The organism is Bacillus sp. NPDC094106, assembly GCF_044764345.1.
Taxonomy (GTDB): Bacteria; Bacillota; Bacilli; order Bacillales; family Bacillaceae_G; genus Bacillus_A.
The window spans coordinates 192,573-210,376 of the sequence record NZ_JBIWHY010000009.1 but is presented as its reverse complement, the minus strand read 5'-3'; the positions used below and the strand labels follow the sequence as shown (position 1 = coordinate 210,376).

The 17,804-nt window shown below is 38.1% G+C and carries 17 protein-coding genes, 1 rRNA gene and 1 riboswitch; of the genes, 14 read left to right on the top strand and 4 right to left on the bottom strand.

Annotated features, from left to right (window positions below; translation table 11 throughout):
• Window positions 1–131: 131 nt before the first annotated feature.
• Window positions 132–247, top strand: a 5S ribosomal RNA gene (gene rrf, locus ACIQ7L_RS15510).
• 129 nt (window positions 248–376) lie between these two features.
• On the opposite strand, the gene ACIQ7L_RS15505 is transcribed toward rrf, so the two are convergent.
• Window positions 377–628 carry a hypothetical protein gene (locus ACIQ7L_RS15505; RefSeq protein WP_400570424.1) on the bottom strand — a complete coding sequence of 84 codons (252 nt, stop codon included), beginning with the start codon at window positions 626–628 and terminating at the stop codon, window positions 377–379.
• A gap of 400 nt (window positions 629–1,028) precedes the next feature.
• Window positions 1,029–1,130, top strand: a riboswitch (purine riboswitch).
• 110 nt (window positions 1,131–1,240) lie between these two features.
• Here ACIQ7L_RS15505 and purE point away from each other — a divergent pair.
• The 12 genes from purE (at window position 1,241) to purD (ending at window position 14,560) form a co-directional block, all read left to right on the top strand.
• Complete coding sequence (purE, locus tag ACIQ7L_RS15500) at window positions 1,241–1,726, top strand: 5-(carboxyamino)imidazole ribonucleotide mutase (RefSeq protein WP_400570423.1); 486 nt, start codon at window positions 1,241–1,243, stop codon at window positions 1,724–1,726.
• The gene (gene purK / locus ACIQ7L_RS15495; RefSeq protein ID WP_400570422.1) at window positions 1,723–2,874 is read left to right on the top strand and encodes a 5-(carboxyamino)imidazole ribonucleotide synthase; all 1,152 of its coding nucleotides are present in this window, start codon (window positions 1,723–1,725) and stop codon (window positions 2,872–2,874) included. Before purE ends, purK begins: the two co-directional genes overlap by 4 nt.
• A complete protein-coding gene (gene purB, locus ACIQ7L_RS15490; RefSeq protein WP_097899351.1) occupies window positions 2,871–4,178 on the top strand; it encodes an adenylosuccinate lyase in 1,308 nt (435 codons plus the stop codon). Before purK ends, purB begins: the two co-directional genes overlap by 4 nt.
• A gap of 88 nt (window positions 4,179–4,266) precedes the next feature.
• Window positions 4,267–4,986 carry a phosphoribosylaminoimidazolesuccinocarboxamide synthase gene (gene purC, locus ACIQ7L_RS15485; protein WP_400570421.1) on the top strand — a complete coding sequence of 240 codons (720 nt, stop codon included), beginning with the start codon at window positions 4,267–4,269 and terminating at the stop codon, window positions 4,984–4,986.
• Window positions 4,979–5,233 carry a phosphoribosylformylglycinamidine synthase subunit PurS gene (gene purS / locus ACIQ7L_RS15480; RefSeq protein WP_016132263.1) on the top strand — a complete coding sequence of 85 codons (255 nt, stop codon included), beginning with the start codon at window positions 4,979–4,981 and terminating at the stop codon, window positions 5,231–5,233. The genes purC and purS overlap by 8 nt, the downstream gene beginning before the upstream one ends.
• Window positions 5,230–5,913: a phosphoribosylformylglycinamidine synthase subunit PurQ gene (gene purQ / locus ACIQ7L_RS15475; protein ID WP_400570420.1), complete on the top strand. Its 684-nt coding sequence runs from the start codon at window positions 5,230–5,232 to the stop codon at window positions 5,911–5,913. Before purS ends, purQ begins: the two co-directional genes overlap by 4 nt.
• Window positions 5,897–8,116 (top strand): phosphoribosylformylglycinamidine synthase II, encoded by a 2,220-nt coding sequence (gene purL, locus ACIQ7L_RS15470; protein WP_400570419.1) that lies wholly within the window; start codon window positions 5,897–5,899, stop codon window positions 8,114–8,116. The genes purQ and purL overlap by 17 nt, the downstream gene beginning before the upstream one ends.
• Window positions 8,101–9,516 carry an amidophosphoribosyltransferase gene (purF, locus tag ACIQ7L_RS15465; protein WP_400570418.1) on the top strand — a complete coding sequence of 472 codons (1,416 nt, stop codon included), beginning with the start codon at window positions 8,101–8,103 and terminating at the stop codon, window positions 9,514–9,516. The genes purL and purF overlap by 16 nt, the downstream gene beginning before the upstream one ends.
• Before the next feature lie 315 nt (window positions 9,517–9,831).
• Entirely contained in the window at window positions 9,832–10,872 is a 1,041-nt protein-coding gene (gene purM, locus ACIQ7L_RS15460; RefSeq protein ID WP_400570417.1) for a phosphoribosylformylglycinamidine cyclo-ligase, read from the top strand.
• Window positions 10,869–11,456, top strand: coding sequence for a phosphoribosylglycinamide formyltransferase (gene purN / locus ACIQ7L_RS15455; RefSeq protein WP_400570416.1), 588 nt, complete (start codon window positions 10,869–10,871; stop codon window positions 11,454–11,456). The genes purM and purN overlap by 4 nt, the downstream gene beginning before the upstream one ends.
• 24 nt (window positions 11,457–11,480) lie before the next feature.
• Entirely contained in the window at window positions 11,481–13,016 is a 1,536-nt protein-coding gene (gene purH, locus ACIQ7L_RS15450) for a bifunctional phosphoribosylaminoimidazolecarboxamide formyltransferase/IMP cyclohydrolase (protein ID WP_400570415.1), read from the top strand.
• 278 nt (window positions 13,017–13,294) lie between these two features.
• Complete coding sequence (gene purD, locus ACIQ7L_RS15445) at window positions 13,295–14,560, top strand: phosphoribosylamine--glycine ligase (protein WP_400570414.1); 1,266 nt, start codon at window positions 13,295–13,297, stop codon at window positions 14,558–14,560.
• A gap of 463 nt (window positions 14,561–15,023) precedes the next feature.
• Here the strand turns inward: purD and ACIQ7L_RS15440 are convergent, their stop codons facing one another.
• The 3 genes from ACIQ7L_RS15440 to ACIQ7L_RS15430 form a co-directional block, all read right to left on the bottom strand.
• Complete coding sequence (locus tag ACIQ7L_RS15440) at window positions 15,024–15,188, bottom strand: type II toxin-antitoxin system antitoxin (RefSeq protein WP_001085171.1); 165 nt, start codon at window positions 15,186–15,188, stop codon at window positions 15,024–15,026.
• Window positions 15,189–15,203: 15 nt separating this feature from the next.
• Window positions 15,204–16,049, bottom strand: coding sequence for an SPFH domain-containing protein (locus ACIQ7L_RS15435; RefSeq protein WP_400570413.1), 846 nt, complete (start codon window positions 16,047–16,049; stop codon window positions 15,204–15,206).
• A 252-nt stretch (window positions 16,050–16,301) separates the two neighbouring features.
• Entirely contained in the window at window positions 16,302–16,679 is a 378-nt protein-coding gene (locus ACIQ7L_RS15430; protein ID WP_400570412.1) for a YgaP family membrane protein, read from the bottom strand.
• Between the two features lie 424 nt (window positions 16,680–17,103).
• Here ACIQ7L_RS15430 and pcrB point away from each other — a divergent pair, with 424 nt between their 5' ends.
• Window positions 17,104–17,793 carry a heptaprenylglyceryl phosphate synthase gene (pcrB, locus tag ACIQ7L_RS15425; protein WP_400570411.1) on the top strand — a complete coding sequence of 230 codons (690 nt, stop codon included), beginning with the start codon at window positions 17,104–17,106 and terminating at the stop codon, window positions 17,791–17,793.
• Window positions 17,794–17,804: the final 11 nt, after the last annotated feature.

Sequence of the window (17,804 nt, the reverse complement as noted above, 5' to 3'; positions counted from 1 at the left end):
ATGATCAGGTTGATAGGTTCGAGGTGGAAGCATGGTGACATGTGGAGCTGACGAATACTAATAGATCGAGGACTTAACCATATAATATGAAGCAAGTGTTATCTAGTTTTGAAGGAATATGCCTTCATTAGTTTGGTGATGATGGCAGAGAGGTCACACCCGTTCCCATACCGAACACGGAAGTTAAGCTCTCTAGCGCCGATGGTAGTTGGGGCCTTGCCCCTGTGAGAGTAGGACGTCGCCAAGCAAAAACCTAAGTCGTTTCGACTTAGGTTTTTTTGTGTTTTATTTTTATTTGCCAAATGTCATAATCCATGAAAACTCCCCCCACTTATCTCCTTCGGATTTTGAAGTGGGGGTTTCTCGTGTATCATCTTCAAGAGATGTTTAACACGAGTGGAGGAGTAAAGAAGAGACTGTTTAAAATAATAGCAATTTGTTTTGGTTTTCCAGGTTTTCCGAAAGAGCCTAAAATAATTCCGATAATGGGACTGATTATTTCTACAAGAAGCATAAGCTTTAAATAGTGAGAATAGAAAAAGTGAGATGTTATAAAGGAGGATTCAATCATTGCAGCAGTTATTGCGATAGAAAAACATAAATATGACAATATGTTAAGTTTCCGCATAATTAAACCACCTATAAATTAGTGTGAATTTATAATAATAGTATCATAGGTGATGTTTAAATATATAAAAAATGGTATTATTTGCACCTTGAATTGATTACTTTTTTATGTGTTCAGATTAAGAGCAGTATGAATTTGAAAATAAATAACTGTTATTGTTATAAATTATAACTTTCGAAAATGAAATTTGATTGAATCATAGTTAAGGTATTTTATCGCTAAACCATCAGATTTTCATATGATACATCTGATCCTCTTATCCTAATTTCGTTTTTTACTTGCATATATTTTCACTTCTTCTTTTGAATATAACTAAAACACGAACGTTAACGATAACTAATAAAAAAACATTCGATTATTTATTGACATTGTTTATGAAATATTGTTAATATAGCCATAGAAACAATAATATATAAGACCTCATATAATCGCGGGGATATGGCCTGCAAGTCTCTACCTAACGACCGTTATTCGTTAGACTATGAGGGAAAGTCACTCGGTATTTTTCTATTCACAAGGGATACGTATGCCTGAGTAGAGCGCTTTCTCTCATAGTAAAAGAGAAACTGTTCTATTTCAGGCTTTTTTTATTTGAATCGGGGGGATTCTAATATGAAATCACTAGTTGGAGTCATAATGGGAAGCACGTCAGACTGGGAAACAATGAAATATGCTTGTGACATTTTAGATGAATTAAATATACCGTATGAGAAAAAAGTTGTATCCGCTCATCGGACTCCGGATTATATGTTTGAATATGCAGAAACAGCTCGTGAGCGTGGATTAAAAGTTATTATTGCTGGAGCTGGTGGAGCAGCGCATTTACCAGGAATGGTTGCAGCGAAGACAAATCTTCCTGTAATCGGTGTCCCAGTTCAATCAAAAGCATTAAACGGCCTAGATTCGTTATTATCCATTGTCCAAATGCCAGGAGGGGTTCCAGTTGCAACTGTTGCGATTGGTAAGGCTGGTTCAACAAATGCTGGATTACTTGCTGCACAAATACTTGGATCATTTTATGATGACATACATGATGCATTAGAGTTGAGACGAGAAGCTATTGAGAAAACTGTGCGTGAAGGTAGTGAGCTAGTATGACGAGAATCATCTTACCTGGAAAAACAATCGGTATTATCGGAGGCGGCCAGCTTGGAAGAATGATGGCGTTGGCAGCTAAGGAAATGGGTTATAAAATTGCTGTTTTAGATCCAACAAAGCATTCACCATGTGCACAAGTTGCTGACATCGAAATTGTTGCATCCTATGATGATTTGAAAGCGATTCAGTATTTAGCAGAAATAAGCGATGTTGTCACATATGAATTTGAAAATATTGATTATAGATGTCTACAATGGCTTGAAAAACATGCGTATTTGCCACAAGGCAGTCAGTTATTAAGCAAAACGCAAAATCGTTTTACAGAAAAGAATGCAATCGTAAAGGTTGGTTTGCCAGTAGCACCATATAGATTAATTCAGAAGCACGATGAACTTTTAGAAGCAATTACGGAACTTTCCTTCCCTTGTGTGTTAAAAACAACAACAGGAGGATATGACGGTAAAGGGCAAGTTGTTTTAAGAAGTGAAGCTGATGTTGCAAGAGCAAAAGAGCTTGTCGATCAAACTGAATGTATTCTAGAAAAATGGGTGCCATTTGAAAAGGAAATATCCGTTATTGTAACTCGTAGTGTAAGTGGGGAAACGAAGGTATTTCCAGTAGCAGAAAATATTCATGTGAATAACATTTTACATGAATCTATCGTTCCAGCTCGTATTACAGAAGAACTTTCTCAAAAAGCAATTACTTATGCAAAAGTACTTGCGGATGAATTAGAACTTGTGGGAACACTAGCGGTAGAGATGTTTGCTACAGCTGACGGTGAGGTTTACATTAATGAATTAGCACCAAGACCTCACAACTCAGGGCATTATACACTTGATGGATGTGAAACGAGTCAATTTGGGCAACATATTCGAGCAATCTGTAATTTACCTCTTGGAGAAACAAATTTGTTAAAACCAGTTGTCATGGTGAACATTTTAGGCGAACATATAGAAGGGGTCCTAGGACAAGTGAATAGATTAACCGGGTGCTATTTACACTTGTATGGAAAAGAAGAAGCAAAAGCACAGCGAAAAATGGGGCATGTAAATATTTTAAATGAGAATATTGAAGGCGCTCTAGAAAAAGCGAAGAGTTTGCATATTTGGGACCATCAAGAACAACTGTTGGAGGGAAAAAGATGATTAGTCGTTATACACGCCCTGAAATGGGTGCGATTTGGACGGAAGAGAACAAATTTAAAGCGTGGTTAGAAGTTGAGATTTTAGCTTGTGAAGCATGGGCTGAGCTTGGCGATATTCCAAAAGAAGATGTAAAAAAAATTCGTGAGCATGCATCATTTGATATGGAGCGTATTTACGAAATTGAAAAAGAAACACGCCATGACGTAGTTGCTTTCACTCGTGCTGTATCAGAAACACCAGCATTAGGTGAAGAACGTAAATGGGTTCATTACGGTTTAACATCTACAGACGTAGTAGATACAGCTTTATCTTACATCTTAAAACAAGCAAATGAAATCTTATTAAAAGATTTAGAAAACTTTACTAGCATTTTAGCTAATAAAGCGAAAGAGCATAAATACACGATTATGATGGGAAGAACACACGGTGTTCATGCAGAGCCAACAACATTTGGTTTAAAACTTGGTCTTTGGTATGAAGAAATGAAACGTAACGTAGAGCGCTTCAAGCAAGCTGCTCATACAGTTCGTGTTGGTAAACTATCTGGTGCGGTTGGTACATATGCGAATATTGATCCTTTCGTAGAAAAATATGTTTGTGAGAACTTAGGATTAGAAGCAGCGCCAATTTCTACACAAACGTTGCAACGTGATCGTCATGCACATTACATGTCAACACTTGCATTAATCGCAACATCCATTGAAAAGATGGCAGTTGAAATTCGTGGTTTACAAAAGAGTGAAACACGTGAAGTGGAAGAAGCTTTCGCAAAAGGTCAAAAAGGTTCTTCTGCAATGCCACATAAACGTAATCCAATCGGATCTGAAAATATGACTGGTTTAGCTCGTGTTATCCGCGGTTATATGATGACAGCTTACGAGAATGTTCCGTTATGGCATGAGCGTGATATCTCTCATTCTTCTGCAGAACGCGTAATTTTACCAGACGCTACAATCGCGTTAAATTACATGTTAAATCGCTTTGGTAATATCGTTAAAAACTTAACTGTATTCCCAGAGAATATGAAACGTAATATGACAAGAACATACGGTTTAATTTATTCTCAGCGTGTAATGCTTACACTAATCGACAAAGGCATGGTACGTGAAGAAGCTTATGATATTGTACAGCCTAAAGCGATGGAAGCTTGGGAAACACAAGTGCAATTTAAAGAGCTTGTAGAAGCTGACGAGCGCATTACAAGTAAGTTAACGCAAGAAGAAATTAACGAATGCTTCAATTATGAACATCATATGCAACACGTTGATACAATCTTCGAACGTCTTGGATTAAACGAAGCGTAAAATTTCATATGGCACAGAATAGAGTCATTCTGTGCCATTCTTTATAAAAATATTATTCACATTTTTCAAACTACAGGGGGCTTGCGAAATGCAAAAGCTAGAATTGCTGTATGAAGGTAAGGCAAAAAGAATTTATCGTACAGAAGCAGCAGATATGGTTTGGGTAGAGTACAAAGATAGTGCGACTGCTTTCAATGGGGAGAAAAAAGCGACAATTACAGGAAAAGGTCGTTTGAACAATGAGATTACAACTTTATTGTTCAGAAAGTTACAAGAAGTAGGAATTAAAACACACTTTGTTGAGAAATTATCAGATACAGAGCAACTTGTGAAAAAAGTAAGCATTATTCCATTAGAAGTTGTCACAAGAAACGTAATTGCAGGTAGTCTTTCAAAAAGATTAGGAATGGAAGAAGGAACTGCTCTTACAGCACCAATTGTAGAATTTTACTTCAAAGACGATGATTTAGGAGATCCACTTGTAACGGAAGATCATATTCGTGTGTTAAACGTTGCAACGCCAGAGCAAGTAAGTGTATTACGGGAAACAGCTCTACAAATCAATCAAGTGTTGATTGAGCATTTCGCAAGCTGTCGTGTAAGATTAGTAGATTTCAAATTAGAGTTTGGCGTAACCGAAACAGGGGAAATCATATTAGCGGATGAAATTTCACCAGATACTTGCCGTTTATGGGATGAAACGAGCAATGAAAAATTTGATAAAGATGTATTCCGTCGTGATCTTGGGAATTTAACAGAGGCATATGAAGAAATTTTAAAACGTTTAGGGGGAGCTTCACATGTATAAAGTAAAGGTATATGTAACATTAAGAGAGAGTGTACTAGATCCACAAGGAACAGCAGTGAAAGGTGCCCTGCATAGCCTTTCTTTTACAGAAGTACAGGATGTTCGCATCGGTAAATATATGGAGTTAACAATTGATAAGTCAGTAACTGATCTGGATAGCAAGGTAAAAGAAATGTGTGAAAAACTACTAGCAAACGTTGTAATGGAAGATTACCGTTACGAAGTTGAGGAGGTTGTCGCACAGTGAAATTTGCCGTAATTGTATTTCCAGGTTCGAACTGTGATGTTGATATGTTTCATGCCATTAAAGATGAGCTTGGCGAAGAGGTAGATTATGTTTGGCATGATGCAGAGAATTTAGATGAGTATGATGCGATTCTTTTACCAGGTGGATTCTCTTATGGCGACTATCTTCGCTGTGGTGCTATTTCTCGTTTTGCAAATGCAATGAAGGCAGTGAAAAAAGCTGCCGAGCAAGGAAAACCAATTTTAGGCGTATGTAATGGATTCCAGATTCTTGTTGAATCAGGATTGCTACCAGGTGCATTAATGCGAAATGAAAATTTAAAATTCATGTGCCGAACTGTTCAGTTACGTGTTGAAAATAATGAAACAATGTTTACATCGCAATATAAAAAAGGTGAAGTCATCAATATTCCAATTGCACATGGCGAAGGAAATTACTACTGCGATGAAGCAACTCTTAAAGAATTAGAAGAAAAGAATCAAATTGCATTCCGTTACGTAGAAAATCCAAACGGAAGTGTTTCCGATATTGCAGGTATTGTAAATGAAAAAGGAAATGTACTTGGCATGATGCCACATCCAGAGCGTGCTGTGGATGAACTTCTTGGCGGTGCTGAAGGTTTAAAAGTCTTTCAATCTATTTTGAAACATTGGAGGGAAACATATGTCGTTAATGCTTGAACCAAATCCAACACAAATTAAAGAAGAACGTATATATGCGGAAATGGGGCTAACAGACGAAGAGTTTGCCATGGTTGAAAAGATTTTAGGTCGTTTGCCGAACTACACAGAAACAGGACTATTCTCTGTTATGTGGTCAGAGCACTGTAGTTATAAAAATTCAAAACCAGTTCTTCGCAAGTTTCCAACAACAGGAGAACATGTACTACAAGGACCTGGAGAAGGTGCAGGGATTGTAGATATCGGTGATAATCAAGCAGTTGTATTTAAAATGGAAAGTCATAACCACCCTTCAGCAATTGAGCCATATCAAGGCGCTGCAACAGGTGTTGGAGGTATTATTCGCGATGTGTTCTCCATGGGAGCACGTCCAGTAGCACTATTAAACTCACTTCGCTTCGGCGAATTACAATCACCACGTGTGAAATATTTATTTGAGGAAGTAGTAGCAGGGATTGCAGGATACGGTAACTGTATTGGTATTCCAACAGTGGGCGGAGAAGTACAATTTGATCCATGCTATGAAGGAAATCCACTTGTAAATGCGATGTGCGTTGGATTAATTAATCATGAAGATATTAAAAAAGGGCAAGCGCATGGTGCTGGTAATACGGTTATGTACGTAGGTGCTTCAACAGGACGCGATGGTATTCACGGTGCAACTTTCGCATCGGAAGAACTATCCGAGAGTTCAGAAGCAAAACGCCCAGCAGTACAAGTAGGCGATCCATTTATGGAGAAACTTCTTATTGAAGCATGCTTAGAGCTTATTCAATCTGATGCTCTTGTTGGAATTCAAGATATGGGAGCTGCTGGTTTAACATCATCTTCTGCGGAAATGGCAAGTAAAGCAGGAATGGGTATTGAAATGTATTTAGATGATGTACCGCAGCGTGAAACAGGTATGACGCCATATGAAATGATGCTATCTGAGTCACAAGAACGTATGTTGATTGTTGTGAAAAAAGGTAGAGAGCAAGAGATTGTAGATTTATTTGAAAAATACGGCCTTGCAGCAGTTACGATGGGGAAAGTAACTGAAGATAAAATGCTTCGTTTATTCCATAAAGGTGAAATGGTAGCTGAAGTTCCAGCGGATGCTCTAGCAGAAGAAGCACCAATTTACCATAAACCATCAAAAGAGGCAGCGTACTTTAAAGAGTTCCAAGAAATGAAGATGGAAACACCAAAAGTAGATAATTATAAAGAAACATTACTAGCTTTATTACAACAGCCAACGATTGCAAGTAAAGAGTGGGTATATGATCAATATGATTATCAAGTACGCACAAGCACAATTGTTACACCAGGATCAGACGCGGCAGTTGTACGTGTACGTGGCACAGAGAAAGCATTAGCAATGACAACAGATTGTAACTCTCGCTACATTTACTTAGATCCTGAAATGGGCGGGAAAATTGCAGTAGCAGAGGCAGCGCGTAATATCGTATGTTCTGGCGGAGAACCACTTGCAATTACAGATTGTTTAAACTTTGGTAATCCAGAAAAACCAGAGATCTTCTGGCAAATTGAGAAATCAGTAGACGGTATGAGTGAAGCTTGTCGCACATTACAAACGCCAGTTATCGGCGGAAACGTATCAATGTATAACGAGCGTAGTGGTGAAGCTGTATATCCAACACCAACTGTTGGGATGGTTGGACTTGTACACGATTTAAAACATGTAACAACACAAGAATTTAAGCAAGCTGGTGATTTAGTTTATGTAATTGGTGAAACGAAAGCTGAATTTGGCGGAAGTGAATTACAGAAGATGGTATATGGTAAGATCTTTGGTCAATCACCAAGCATTGATTTAGACATAGAATTAAAACGCCAAAAGCAATTATTAGAAGCAATTCAAGCAGGACTTGTTCAATCCGCACATGACGTTGCAGAAGGTGGATTAGCAGTTGCAATTTCTGAAAGTGCAATTGGTGCGAAAGGCCTAGGTGCTAATGTGAAATTAGATGGGGAAGCAACAGCGGCCTTATTTGCAGAATCACAATCCCGCTTTGTTGTAACGGTAAAACGTGAACAACAAGAAGCGTTTGAGAAAGTAGTAGAAGCAATTCAAGTTGGAGAAGTAACAAATACAAATGAAGTAACAATTCATAATGAAAAAAATGAAGTATTACTTACAGCAAATGTAGATGAAATGAGAAAGGCTTGGAAAGGGGCAATCCCATGCTTGCTGAAATAAAGGGGTTAAACGAAGAATGTGGCGTTTTCGGAATTTGGGGGCATGAAAATGCAGCACAAGTTGCGTACTACGGATTGCACAGTTTACAGCACCGTGGGCAAGAAGGCGCAGGCATTGTCGTAAATAATGGTGAGAAAATCGTCGGTCACAAGGGGTTAGGTTTAATATCAGAAGTATTTTCAAGAGGTGAGCTAGAAGGATTAAACGGAAGATCTGCAATCGGACACGTACGATATGCAACGGCAGGTGGAAGTGAAGTAGCGAATGTGCAACCACTACTATTCCGTTTTTCTGATCATAGCATGGCATTAGCTCATAACGGGAATTTAATTAATGCAAAGATGCTTCGCCGTGAATTAGAGGCAGAAGGAAGTATTTTTCAAACAAGTTCAGATACAGAGGTACTGCTTCATTTAATTAAGCGTAATACAAAAGGTTCACTAATCGAGAGCGTGAAAGATGCGTTAAATAAAGTAAAAGGTGCATTTGCGTATCTTTTACTAACAGGGAACGAAATGATTGTTGCGCTAGATCCGAATGGGTTTCGCCCACTTTCCATCGGGAAAATGGGAGATGCATACGTTGTAGCATCTGAAACATGTGCTTTCGATGTAGTTGGTGCAACATATATTCGCGATGTAGAACCTGGGGAGCTACTGATCATTAATGACGAAGGTATTCAAGTAGATCGTTTTACAAATGAGGTAGAACATGCAATTTGTAGTATGGAATACATCTACTTTGCACGTCCAGATTCCAATATTGCTGGCATCAATGTTCATGCTGCACGTAAAAACATGGGAAAAGCTTTAGCAAAGGAAGCTCCTATTGAAGCAGATGTTGTAACGGGTGTACCAGATTCTAGTATTTCCGCAGCAATTGGTTATGCAGAAGCAACTGGCATTCCATACGAATTAGGATTAATTAAAAATCGTTACGTTGGTCGTACTTTTATCCAACCTTCTCAAGAATTGCGTGAGCAAGGGGTAAAAATGAAGCTCTCAGCAGTACGAGGAGTAGTTGAAGGGAAACGGGTTGTAATGATTGATGATTCTATTGTAAGAGGGACAACAAGTAAACGAATTGTTCGGATGCTTCGCGAAGCAGGGGCGACAGAAGTGCATGTTAGAATTGCTTCCCCGCCGCTTAAGTATCCATGTTTTTATGGAATTGATATTCAAACGAGAAAAGAATTAATCGCAGCAAACAACTCTGTAGAAGAAATCCGTCAAATTATTGGCGCAGATTCTTTAACATTTTTAAGTGAAGATGGTTTAGTAGATTCAATCGGACGCCCATATGAAGGGAAATACGGCGGCTTATGTATGGCTTACTTTAATGGGGATTATCCAACAGCTCTTTATGATTATGAGCAAGAGCTTTTAGAAAGTATGAAATAAGAAAGCGGAGAAGCTTCTACTTTACTTTAAGTAGAAGCTAGCTTTTTCCTATATATACATCAATTAAAAAACCGACATAAACTCCCTCTTTTTAGGTGGGAGAGAGCATCTGGCCATGCATAGAAACGGTCAGGGTCTTTTTCTGCCATATGCGAAGTAAAAACAGAAAGAGCAAACGAGTGTAGGTTACTTTGTATTCTGCATAGCAGGGAATTTAGATGCCGAAAAATGAAAATGGATTTATATAAAACATTCTCTCTATAAAGAGAGTGCCCGCTTGGGTGGGGGAAATTAAAAGACGAGGTGTAAAAAACGATGGCGAATGCATATAAGCAAGCAGGAGTAGATATTGAAGCTGGATATGAAGCGGTATCTCGCATGAAAAAACATGTACAAACAACAATGAGAAAAGAAGTACTAGGCGGACTAGGCGGTTTTGGAGGTATGTTTGATCTATCAAAATTTGCATTAGAAGAACCCGTATTAGTATCTGGAACAGACGGTGTAGGTACAAAATTGATGCTCGCTTTCATGATGGATAAACATGACACGATTGGTATTGATGCAGTAGCAATGTGTGTAAATGATATTGTTGTCCAAGGGGCAGAACCGCTTTTCTTCCTTGATTACATTGCTTGTGGTAAAGCAGAACCTAGTAAAATTGAAAACATCGTCAAAGGTATATCAGAAGGTTGTCGTCAAGCTGGTTGTGCACTAATTGGCGGGGAAACAGCTGAAATGCCAGGTATGTATTCTACTGAAGAGTACGACTTAGCAGGCTTTACTGTTGGTATTGTTGATAAAAAGAAAATTGTAACAGGGAATTCGATTGAAGCTGGTCATGTGTTAATTGGCTTAGCGTCTAGCGGTATTCATAGTAATGGTTATTCTTTAGTGCGAAAAGTGTTATTAGAAGATGGCAAACTATCTTTAGACTGTATACATGGTCGTTTAGAACTACCTCTTGGTGAAGAATTATTAAAGCCAACGAAAATTTATGTCAAACCTATTTTAGAGCTATTGAAGAAATATGAAGTGTATGGCATGGCACATATTACAGGTGGAGGCTTTATTGAAAATATTCCACGTATGTTGCCCGAAGGAATCGGTGCAGAAATTGAACTAGGATCTTGGCAAATTCAACCGATTTTTAGTTTGCTTCAAGAGGTTGGAAACCTAGAAGAGAAAGAGATGTTCAATATTTTTAACATGGGTATTGGTATGGTAGTTTCAGTAAAAGAAGAAGATGCAGAAGCTGTTGTCGAGCTTCTTGTAGAACAAGGGGAAAAAGCACATATTATTGGACGTACTGTAACAGGATCAGGTGTTACTTTTAATGGGGGCACAGGGCTATGAGTAGATTGGCAGTCTTTGCCTCTGGAAGCGGGTCGAACTTTCAGGCGCTCATTGATGCGGTAGAAGAAAAAAGATTACAAGCTGATATCAGTTTACTAGTATGTGATCAACCTGAAGCACGTGTGATGGAACGAGCACATTGTCACGGCGTACCATGTTTTGCTTTTTCAGCGAGAGAATATAAATCAAAAGAAATATTTGAAAATGAGATATTAAAAAAACTACGAGAATATGAGATTGATTGTGTTATTTTAGCAGGATATATGCGTTTGATTGGACCTACATTACTGGAAGCATACGGTGGTAAGATCATTAACATTCATCCGTCATTATTACCAAGTTTTCCAGGGAAAGATGCTGTAGGACAAGCGTTAGAAGCTGGTGTGAAAGTAACAGGAGTGACCATCCATTACGTTGATGCGGGTATGGATACAGGACCAATTATTGCACAAGAAGCAGTAACAGTTTCTGAAACGGATACGAGAGAGAGTCTACAAAAGAAAATTCAGCATGTGGAACATAGATTGTACGTAGATACGGTGAACAAAATTGTTCAATCTATGAAAGAGAAGGCTGTTAAATAACATTCAACTAGGGGTGAAGGATAAATGAAAAAGCGTGCATTAGTAAGTGTTTCAAATAAAACAGGCGTTGTAGAATTTGTTAAAGGGTTGCTTGAACAAGGGATTGAAGTTATTTCAACAGGTGGAACGAAAAAATTACTAGAAGAAAACGGCTTGCAAGTAATTGGTATTTCTGAAGTGACAGGTTTTCCAGAAATTATGGATGGCCGTGTGAAAACATTACACCCAAATATTCATGGTGGATTACTTGCTGTACGCGATAATGAAACGCATGTAGCACAGATGAATGAATTAGGTATCGAGCCAATCGATTTTGTCGTTGTGAACTTATATCCATTTAAAGAAACAATCGCTAAGCCTGATGTAACGTTTGCTGATGCAATTGAAAATATTGATATCGGTGGCCCAACGATGATTCGTTCAGCTGCGAAAAACCATAAATTTGTATCAGTTATCGTAGATCCAACAGATTATGACATTGTATTAGCTGAACTAAAAGAAAGCGGTGAAGTTACGGATGAAACAAAACGTAAATTAGCGGCAAAAGTATTCCGTCATACAGCGGCATATGATGCATTAATTTCTAATTATTTAACGGAACAAATGGGAGAAGAAAGCCCAGAAACATTAACAGTAACATTTGAGAAGAAACAAGATTTACGTTACGGAGAAAACCCGCATCAAAAAGCAACATTTTATAAAGCACCATTTGCAGCGAATTCTTCTGTTGCATATGCAGAGCAGTTACACGGAAAAGAACTATCTTATAACAACATCAATGACGCGGATGCAGCCCTTAGCATCGTGAAAGAATTTACAGAACCAGCAGTGGTGGCAGTAAAACATATGAATCCATGTGGAGTTGGCGTTGGTACTGATATTTATGAAGCATATACACGTGCTTATGAAGCGGATCCAGTATCAATCTTCGGCGGTATTATTGCAGCAAATCGTGAAATTGATAAAGCTACAGCAGAAAAATTACATGAAATTTTCCTGGAAATTATTATTGCACCTTCCTTCTCAGAGGAAGCATTAGAAGTGTTGCAAAGTAAGAAAAACTTACGTCTGTTAACTGTTGATATGGCTAAATTTGCAACAGCTAGTAAGAAGTTAACTTCTATTCAAGGTGGTTTACTTGTACAAGAAGAGGATACATTGGCATTTGAAGACGCAACAATCACAGTTCCAACGAAGCGTGAACCAACAGAGCAAGAATGGAACGATTTAAAATTAGCTTGGAAAGTTGTAAAACATGTAAAATCAAATGCGATTGTGTTAGCGAAAGATAACATGACAATTGGCGTTGGTGCCGGACAAATGAACCGTGTTGGCTCCGCAAAAATTGCAATTACACAAGCTGGTGACAAAGCACAAGGAAGTGCACTTGCATCCGATGCATATTTCCCAATGCCAGATACAGTAGAAGAAGCTGCTAAAGCGGGTATTACAGCAATCATTCAACCTGGTGGATCGATTCGTGATGAAGATTCTATTAAAAAAGCAGACGAGTTTGGTATTGCGATGGTATTCACTGGCGTACGTCATTTCAAACATTAATAGAGGAAGTTCAAAAAGTCCGGTTAAGATAGCTGTCGCATTTCTTCGTTACGTCGCCAGTGCGGTACTCATGTAGTGTAAGCTACACTCCGTGTCCTCCTGGCTTCCGTGCCTCGAACTGCTCGGCTCTCTTAATCCTCCTTTTTAAGCTTGTATTAATAGAGGAAGTTCAAAAAGTCCGATAAAGACAGCCTTCTTTTTGAACGCAAACAAATAGAAAAACAAAATAGGAGCATTGCTCCTATTTTGTACTTATTTGAGTAATGGAGGATGAAAATATGAATGTTTTAGTAATCGGCCGCGGTGGGCGTGAACACGCTTTAGCTTGGAAGTTTGCGCAGTCTGAGCAGGTAGAAACGGTATATGTAGCACCGGGAAATGAAGGTATGAAAGATGTAGCAATACCAGTTGCTATTGACGAAAATGATTTTGATGCACTTATTTTATTTGCGAAAGAGAATAATATAGGTTTAACATTCGTTGGCCCAGAAATTCCGCTTATGAATGGAATTGTTGACCGTTTTGAAGCAGAGGGGCTTCGTGTATTTGGCCCTAATCAGGCAGCTGCTGTAATTGAAGGTAGTAAAGCTTTTACAAAAGAGCTTATGAAAAAGTATGATATCCCAACAGCGGCATATGAATCATTCACAAACTATGAGGAAGCAGTAGCGTATATTCAAAAAGTTGGTGCACCAATTGTTATTAAAGCGGATGGCTTAGCGGCTGGTAAAGGTGTAACAGTAGCGATGACATTGGAAGAAGCACTACAAGCTGTAAAAGAAATGCTGCAAGATGTAAAGTTTGGTGAAGCGAGTAAAAAGGTTGTTATTGAAGAATTTTTAGAGGGACAAGAATTTTCTCTTATGGCATTCGTAAATGGAACAGCTGTATATCCGATGGTAATTGCACAAGATCATAAACGCGCTTTTGACGGTGATAAAGGACCAAATACAGGAGGAATGGGTGCCTATTCTCCAGTGCCACAAATTCCAGAATCAGCAGTTGAAATAGCAATCGAGACGGTGTTACATCCAACTGCTCAGGCAATGATCCAAGAGGGCCGTTCATTTACTGGTATTTTATATGCAGGTCTTATTTTAACAAGTGAAGGTCCGAAAGTAATTGAATTTAATGCTCGCTTTGGTGATCCGGAAACAGAAGTTGTATTACCTCGTTTAGACAACGATTTAGTGGATGTATGTAATAGCGTGTTAGATGGAGAAGAATTAACGCTTACATGGTCTGAGGAAGCAGTTATTGGTGTAGTACTTGCTTCAAAAGGGTATCCAGAAGCATATGAAAAAGGTGCTGTTATTCGCGGGTTAGATACAGTAGAAGATACAATTGTCTTTCATGCAGGAACAGCTGTGAAAGATGGGGATTTTGTAACAAACGGTGGACGTGTACTATTTGTTGCTTGTAAAGGAAAGGACTTACAAGAGGCGAAGGATAAGGTGTATGGAGAAATCACGAAAATTGAGAGTACTGGTTTGTTTTATCGAAGTGATATAGGATATCGTGCAATTGCGAAAGTAGATTGCTAGAAGCTAACATATTTTATATAAATACAAATAAAAAACCGATATAAAAACCCTTCTTTTTAGGTGGGAGAGAGCATCTGGCCATGCATAGAAGCGGTCAGGGCCTTTTTCAGCCACATGCGAAGTAAAAACAGAAAGAGAAACCGAGTGTAAGTTACTTTTTATTCTGCATAGCAGGGATTTAGATGTCGAAAAATTAAAATGGATTTATAGATATTATACAAATTGAAAAACCGATATAAAAACTCCTCTTTTTAGGTGGGAGAGAGCATCTGGCCATGTATAGAAGCGGTCAGGGCCTTTTTCAGCCACATGCAAGGGTGAAAACAAAGGGAGAATGCGAGTGCAGGTCATGTTTTATTCTTCATAGCAGTGACTTGTATGGTGAATCATGAGCCGAAATAAGGTACTCATATTTTCATAAATGATTAGAAAAGACCACTAAAATCTCAGTGGTCTTCTTTGCTTAGGCATCTTTATCTTTTTTTAGTTTTCCTTTTTGCTTTGCCATTTCTCGAAGTAAATATTCGATGTGTGCGTTGACGCTGCGAAATTCATCATTTGCCCATTTTTCGATGACTGCGTGTAACTCAGGATCAATACGTAATGGAAAGCTTTTCTTTTTAGCCATGATTACCAACAACCTTTAGTAGAGACTTCCTGCATTAATAACTGGTTGTGCACCTTTATCTGAAATAATGGCAACTAATAAGTTGTTAACCATATTTGCTTTACGTTCATCATCTAAATCAAGTGTGCCATCTTCATCTAATTTTTGAATGGAGTCTTTCGCCATTTGAACAGCACCCTCGACAATCTCCTTGCGTGCAGCTAATACGGCTTTTGCTTGTTGGCGCTGTAACATTGCATGTGCAATTTCTGTTGCATAAGCTAAATGTGTTAAGCGAGTTTCTAATACTTCTACACCAGCGATTTCTAAGCGTGCTTCTAATTCACGTTTTAATTCCTCAGAGATTTCTTTAGAATTTCCACGTAGTGTGACGCAATTATCATCTTGGAAATTATCATAAGGGTATTTTGTTGCGACGTGACGGATTGCTGTTTCACTTTGAATTTCTACGAATGCATCATAATGCTCAACACCGAAGATTGCTTTTGCTGAGTCGACAACTTTATAAACAACAACGGCTGCAATTTCAATTGGATTCCCCTCGACATCGTTTACCTTTAATTTTTTACTATTAAAGTTTTCTACGCGTAGTGAAACGGTTTGACGGAATGCAAATGGAACTGTTAAAAATAAGCCATTTTCGCGAATTGTCCCTAAATAATTACCAAAAAATGTGATTACCTTTGCCTGGTTTGGTTGAACCATGCCAATACCTGTTCCAAGAACTACAGCTAAAATAAGAAATGGAATAGCTGCTACAAATATTTCTTGTACAAGGAAAAATACACCGATACCTGCTAAAACGAAAAGACCAATAATACCTAGAAAACCGTTTACGTAAAATACTTGTTTTTCTTTCATATAATCGCCTCCATGATATAAAAATGATATCACTTTTATATCATAAAAAACAAGAGTAATAATATTAATTTTTCAAAAAAACGTTTTATTAAGAATTATTCGTTGCAATTTCATGGTGATTTGAATAAGAAAAATCTTTTAGAAAAGTGAAATTCAAAAAAGAACATTAGTTCTGTTTTATGGTAAAATAAAGAAGACTTAGCCGCCCACTGCAGCAGCTAAGTCTCTTTGAAAACATCTTTGACAAATGATTCAAAGCGGTTTCGCCAGAATTGCTTCTTCAATCGCTGACTCAATCTCTTTGTCAGAAGCATCATAACTTCCTTTTGACTTTTGTGTGTCATGACTGGAAGTATGATTTACTTCTTCATTAGCATGTCCCTTGTTACTAAAATCCATGCCAGGTATTTTGAAGGCACCCATATTCATATATTTTCCAAACTTACATGCTTCAGTAATAGGGCAGAAACGAACAATTCCCTCTGCAATTCTCATTGCACCAAACCATAGCAAAACTTTAGACCAAGTGCAGCGTGGCTGGCGTGCGAGCTTAGCTGTGCCGCAACCTAGAAGGACGATCCCGAGTGTAATTCGAATTAGGGCATTCAGTGTACCGATGTTGTGCTTCATCAGAAAAACACTCCTTTTTTCATTGGTTTAGAAATAGAAAAAAGACTATTTCATTTCTTATTATTCCGTGTAAGTTTTGCGATATGTAATCCAACATTTGACGGTAAAAAAGATGTTGGATTGGACGTGTGTATAGGTGTCTTTTTTTGTTATAATGTAAGAATGCATAAAAGGAAGTTTAAAAAGTCCGGTCAAGATAACCTTCGCATTTCTTCGTTGCTTTGCCAGTCCGGTACTCATGTAGTATAAGCTACACTCTGTGTCCTCCTGGCTGCAGCGCCTTGAACTGCTCGGTTCTCTAGATCCTCCTTTTTAAACGTATATTGTAAAAGGAAGTTTAAAAAGTCCGGTCAAGATAATCTTTATATTTCTTGATTTTCTTTTTAAAGATATAGGTGATTAGAAAAAAAGAAAGGGTGTTTTCATGTACGATATTTCACAGTGGAAACATGTATTTAAGCTTGATCCTAATAAAGAATTGAGCGATGAACATTTAGAAATGATTTGTGAATCTGGAACGGACGCAGTAATTGTAGGCGGAAGTGATGGAGTAACAATTGATAATGTATTACACATGCTTGCAAGCATTCGTAGATATACAGTTCCTTGTGTATTAGAGGTTTCTGATCTTGAAGCTCTTACACCAGGATTTGATTTTTATTATATCCCAAGTGTTTTAAATAGCCGAAAAGTAGAATGGATCACGGGAGTTCATCATGAGGCATTGAAAGAGTTTGGGGATATTATGAACTGGGATGAAATCTTCATGGAAGGATATTGTGTTTTAAATTCAGAAGCGAAAGTAGCAAAGCTTACAGAAGCAAAATGTGATTTAACAGAAGATGATGTGATTGCATACGCGCGTATGGCGGATAAACTTTTGAATTTACCGATTTTCTACTTAGAATATAGTGGTACTTATGGAGATGTTGAACTCGTTAAAAATGTAAAAGCAGAGTTGCAACAAGCAAAACTGTATTATGGCGGCGGAATTTCAAGTGCAAAAGAAGCAAAAGAAATGGCACAATACGCTGATACAGTTGTAGTTGGAAATGTAATTTATGAGGATATAAAAGCGGCGTTACAAACAGTAAAAGCTGTAAAAGGAGAGTAGGTGAAGGCACA

What these genes read in the sequence shown, in the direction of transcription:
- ACIQ7L_RS15505 (WP_400570424.1), bottom strand. Translation starts at nt 628, where the DNA reads ATGCGGAAACTTAACATATTGTCATATTTATGTTTTTCTATCGCAATA.
- purE (WP_400570423.1), top strand. Translation starts at nt 1,241, where the DNA reads ATGAAATCACTAGTTGGAGTCATAATGGGAAGCACGTCAGACTGGGAA.
- purK (WP_400570422.1), top strand. Translation starts at nt 1,723, where the DNA reads ATGACGAGAATCATCTTACCTGGAAAAACAATCGGTATTATCGGAGGC.
- purB (WP_097899351.1), top strand. Translation starts at nt 2,871, where the DNA reads ATGATTAGTCGTTATACACGCCCTGAAATGGGTGCGATTTGGACGGAA.
- purC (WP_400570421.1), top strand. Translation starts at nt 4,267, where the DNA reads ATGCAAAAGCTAGAATTGCTGTATGAAGGTAAGGCAAAAAGAATTTAT.
- purS (WP_016132263.1), top strand. Translation starts at nt 4,979, where the DNA reads ATGTATAAAGTAAAGGTATATGTAACATTAAGAGAGAGTGTACTAGAT.
- purL (WP_400570419.1), top strand. Translation starts at nt 5,897, where the DNA reads ATGTCGTTAATGCTTGAACCAAATCCAACACAAATTAAAGAAGAACGT.
- purF (WP_400570418.1), top strand. Translation starts at nt 8,101, where the DNA reads ATGCTTGCTGAAATAAAGGGGTTAAACGAAGAATGTGGCGTTTTCGGA.
- purM (WP_400570417.1), top strand. Translation starts at nt 9,832, where the DNA reads ATGGCGAATGCATATAAGCAAGCAGGAGTAGATATTGAAGCTGGATAT.
- purN (WP_400570416.1), top strand. Translation starts at nt 10,869, where the DNA reads ATGAGTAGATTGGCAGTCTTTGCCTCTGGAAGCGGGTCGAACTTTCAG.
- purH (WP_400570415.1), top strand. Translation starts at nt 11,481, where the DNA reads ATGAAAAAGCGTGCATTAGTAAGTGTTTCAAATAAAACAGGCGTTGTA.
- purD (WP_400570414.1), top strand. Translation starts at nt 13,295, where the DNA reads ATGAATGTTTTAGTAATCGGCCGCGGTGGGCGTGAACACGCTTTAGCT.
- ACIQ7L_RS15440 (WP_001085171.1), bottom strand. Translation starts at nt 15,188, where the DNA reads ATGGCTAAAAAGAAAAGCTTTCCATTACGTATTGATCCTGAGTTACAC.
- ACIQ7L_RS15435 (WP_400570413.1), bottom strand. Translation starts at nt 16,049, where the DNA reads ATGAAAGAAAAACAAGTATTTTACGTAAACGGTTTTCTAGGTATTATT.
- ACIQ7L_RS15430 (WP_400570412.1), bottom strand. Translation starts at nt 16,679, where the DNA reads ATGAAGCACAACATCGGTACACTGAATGCCCTAATTCGAATTACACTC.
- pcrB (WP_400570411.1), top strand. Translation starts at nt 17,104, where the DNA reads ATGTACGATATTTCACAGTGGAAACATGTATTTAAGCTTGATCCTAAT.